The sequence below is a fragment of the Sphingobium sp. genome (assembly GCF_035511395.1).
Taxonomy (GTDB): Bacteria; Pseudomonadota; Alphaproteobacteria; order Sphingomonadales; family Sphingomonadaceae; genus Sphingobium.
On record NZ_DATKFP010000304.1, the window covers coordinates 1 to 3,670 of the forward strand.

Consider the following 3,670-nt stretch of genomic DNA (forward strand, 5'->3'; position numbering starts at 1 on the left):
GGTCGTGATCGCCCACGAGCGAAACATGGACGGCGGGGACGCCCTGCATGCCGCGCTGTTCGATAGCCAGAAACCGGTGCTGATCGTCCCGGTTTCCTGGAAGCCCCAGCCCGGTCAGAGCTTTTCGCGTGTGGCTGCCGGCTTGAGCGACTCCGATGCGGCAAGGCGCGCCATCGAGGCGGCCACGCCCTGGTTGGAAGGCGCCACTGACGTCACCGCTATTCGGATCGGCGATGCAGGTGATCCGGCGCTCAAGCTGGAAGCGCTGCTCGACGATGCAGGGATTGCGCACCAGCTCCACGTCGTGCCGCGCTCGCACGAAAACCTTGGTCAGCAACTCCTGACTGAGGCCCATCTGGCGGGAGCGGATATGCTTGTGACGGGAGCCTATCGGCATAACCAGCTGATCGAATGGTTCGCAGGCGGAACCACCCGGCACCTGCTCGCCAAGGCGGACATCCCGCTCCTGATGGTTCGCTAAGGTTGAAGGGGGCGTGATCTGACGGGCGCATCGACACGACGCAGCAGAGACAGGTAGCATCGCGCGATGATCTCCATCCCGAACCTGACGCTCGCTTATCTGCTGCTCGAATGGGCGATCCGGCTCATCATGGTGGTGGTCATTCCGGTGCGGCGTCCGCCCGAAGCGGCGCGCAGTTGGCTGCTTCTCGTGCTGTTCTTGCCGGTGCCCGCCTTCATCCTGTACCGCCTGATCGGCCGGGCCGCGTTCCCATCCTGGCGGCGGGACCGCTTCAGGCGGGCGGCGCCGGAGCGGGAGAGTGCCGGGCAGGCGCTGATGAGCAGCAAAAGCGCGCCTTCCCGGACAGCTGTGCTTGCACAATGGCTGGGCGGTTTTCCAAACTGTGGGGGCAACGCCCTCCATCTGCTTGAGGACTATGACGGCACGATCGACGCTATGGTGACGGCGATAGATGCAGCCCATGTTCGGGTGCATCTGCTGACCTACATCTTCGCAGACGACCGGACGGGACAGAAAGTCGCAGATGCCCTTGGCCGCGCACATGCACGCGGCGTCGATGTCCGCGTCCTGATCGATGCGCTGGGCTCGCGCCCTTGGGCAAAACGCAGCCTACCGATGCTGGCGGACCGAGGCGTCACTGCCCGCCTGGTCCTGCCGGTTCGCTTCGCGGCGCTTCGCCGTGCGCGAAGCGATCTGCGCAATCACCGCAAGCTGTGCCTGATCGATGGCAGGGTCGCTTTCGTAGGGTCGCAGAATATTGTGAACCGCGATTTCAAGCCCGGGATCGTAAATGACGAACTCGTAGCGCGGGTTGAAGGCCCGGTTGTCTGCGCGCTCGATGCGGTCTTTGCCAGCGACTTGTTCCTTGAGACCGAACAGACCATCGCGGCCTTGCCCGTGCCCGATGCCTCAGGCGCCTCAGAATTGCAGGCGATGCCCAGTGGGCCAGACTACCGCGTGCCCGGCTATGAGCGATTGCTCGTCGAACTCGTTCACGAGGCGCAAGAGAATATCACCATTGTCTCGCCCTATCTGATCCCAGACGAAGCCCTGCTGACCGCGCTCAAGAACGCGGTCGCACGCGGCGTCGCGATCGACCTCGTCGTTTCGCGTGTCGTGGACCAGCGGCTCGTGAACCTTGCCCAGCGATCCTATTATAGCGAACTGCTCGAGGCGGGCGTACGCCTCCACCTCTACCGCGACAGGTTGCTGCACGCGAAGAACGTATCGATCGATGGCCGCATGGCCGTCATCGGATCCAGCAATGCCGATGTTCGCTCCTTCATGCTGAATGCCGAGATCAGCCTGATCTTGCATGATGAAGCGTCCACCGGACCTCTCGCGGATGTCCAACGAGGATACATCCGCCGAAGCGACTGACTTTTGCTGGAGGAATGGCGTGATCGCCCGCGTGTTTCCCGCTTCTGCGAAAATCTAGCTCGCCTCGTCAGTCCTTTGCTGTGACCTCGCGCCTGCGGTGCCGGAAGTGTGCGGCGAGGCCGACGAGGAGCAGCACCGCGAGTACGGGCAGCAGAACATGGCCCACATCGCGGACGCGGCCAAAAGCAGCCTCGATGCCCTCACCGAACAGGTAACCCAGGGTCACGAAGACTGTCGCCCAGACCACGGCCGCCAATGCGTTGATAGCCATGAAGCGGGAGGCAGGAAGCGCGGTCGTGCCGATCGCGATGGGGCTGACAGTGCGCAGGCCATACAGAAAGCGGAAGCCGAACACGAACAGCACTGGCCGCTGCTCGAACACATCGATGGCGCGGCGGAACGCGGCCTTCTGCTGGACGCGCCGAACATAGCGATGATCGCGGAACCGGCGGCCGAGGGCAAAGAAGATCTGGTCCGCGATACAGGACCCGAGTGCTGCCGCCGCGATGGCCGCCGGGTACGCGATCAGGCCACGGTGGACCATCACGCCGCCCAGCACGACCACCGTCTCGCCCTCGATCCCGGCGCCGAGGAACAGAGCGGCAAGGCCGTACTGGCTAAGGACCGCTTCAAGCGTCACGGCTTCTGCCGCTGGACCACCGCGCCTGCCTCATCCGGCGCGCCGGAACGGATTACGAGGAAGCGGCGCTCTGCAGGCGCGGCGTCCTTGACGATCTGCCGGATCGGGCCAACCGCATTGACGATCGCCGCGCCTGCCGGATTGGTCATGAACTTGGCCAGCGGCTCGACTGTATCAGTACCATCCTGACGCGCCGCCAGACCCAGCGTAAAGGTCTGCTTGGGCGCCAGTCCGGCGACCGCGGCCTGCAGGATCTGCACCTGCCCCTGATCGAACAGCGACACCTGGCTCTGTCCCTGACCTTCCAGCACGACCTGCACTTTGCCCTGCGCCTTGGCGAGCGGCACGAGGTTGTCGAGGCCTTGCCCCGAAGGCACGGCGCCGGGCACATAGGCGACGCCCTGCGGGCCCTGTCCGATCGGGATCGTGGCAATGACCTTGTTCGTGGCCGTATCTATGACGGCGACTGCATCGTCATTTTCCAGCCCGACATAGATCCGGCTGCCATCGCCTGAGGGCCAGAGCCCATGCGGCAGCGCGCCGACCGGCACCGAGGCGACTTGTTCGAAAGTGTCGGTCCGGAAGACCTTGACGATATTCTGCGTGCCGACCGTTACATAGGCGAACTGGCCTTTAGCTGTCCTGGCGATGTTGACGTGGTTGGTGATCGGCCCGGTGTCGATCGTCTTCATCACGGCGAAGGGCGGCTTGGCGTCGAAGACCATCACCTTGCCGACGTCCTTGAGCGTCAGCCATACCTGCTTGCCGTCAGGCGTGGCGGCGATGTCGGGGCAGAAGGGGCTGTCCTGCTTCACGCGGCCAACGATGCGCTTTGACCTGGTGTCGATGACGACGGTTTCTGGCGAGAAGCTGGAACAGACGTAGCCATATTTCCCATCGGGCGAGAAGATCGTCATGCCCGGCCCGTTGGGGACAGCAATACGGCCCGTCTCCTTGAAGGTGGTCCCGTCGAGCACCGCTATATAATCCTCGCCGCGCACGCTCACCCAGGCTTCTCGGCCATCGGGCCGGAAGAAGGCTTCATGCGGGGAGCGCCCGACATAGGCGGTGTGCTTCACGGCATTGGTCGCGGTATCGATGAAGCTGACCGAGTTGGACCCGATCGACACGACCGCCAGGGTACGGCGATCAGGCGAGAAGCCCATGCC

General features: G+C 64.0%; 4 protein-coding genes. 2 read left to right on the forward strand and 2 right to left on the reverse strand.

The window, feature by feature from the left end; translation table 11 throughout:
- Positions 1-481: universal stress protein (locus tag VMR39_RS21370; RefSeq protein ID WP_325418876.1), on the forward strand; the 481-nt coding region annotated here is incomplete at its 5' end.
- 66 nt (positions 482-547) lie between these two features.
- Entirely contained in the window at positions 548-1,861 is a 1,314-nt protein-coding gene (locus VMR39_RS21375; RefSeq protein WP_037509278.1) for a phospholipase D-like domain-containing protein, read from the forward strand.
- A gap of 67 nt (positions 1,862-1,928) precedes the next feature.
- Here the strand turns inward: VMR39_RS21375 and VMR39_RS21380 are convergent, their stop codons facing one another.
- Together VMR39_RS21380 and VMR39_RS21385 are read right to left on the reverse strand one after the other, a co-directional pair.
- Positions 1,929-2,501 carry a DedA family protein gene (locus VMR39_RS21380; protein WP_037509276.1) on the reverse strand — a complete coding sequence of 191 codons (573 nt, stop codon included), beginning with the start codon at positions 2,499-2,501 and terminating at the stop codon, positions 1,929-1,931.
- Positions 2,498-3,670: YncE family protein (locus tag VMR39_RS21385; protein WP_325418880.1), on the reverse strand; the 1,173-nt coding region annotated here is incomplete at its 5' end. The genes VMR39_RS21385 and VMR39_RS21380, both read right to left, overlap by 4 nt.

Bases quoted from the DNA above. Each gene is read 5' to 3' on its own strand.
- VMR39_RS21375 (WP_037509278.1), top strand. From the start codon at position 548: ATGATCTCCATCCCGAACCTGACGCTCGCTTATCTGCTGCTCGAATGG.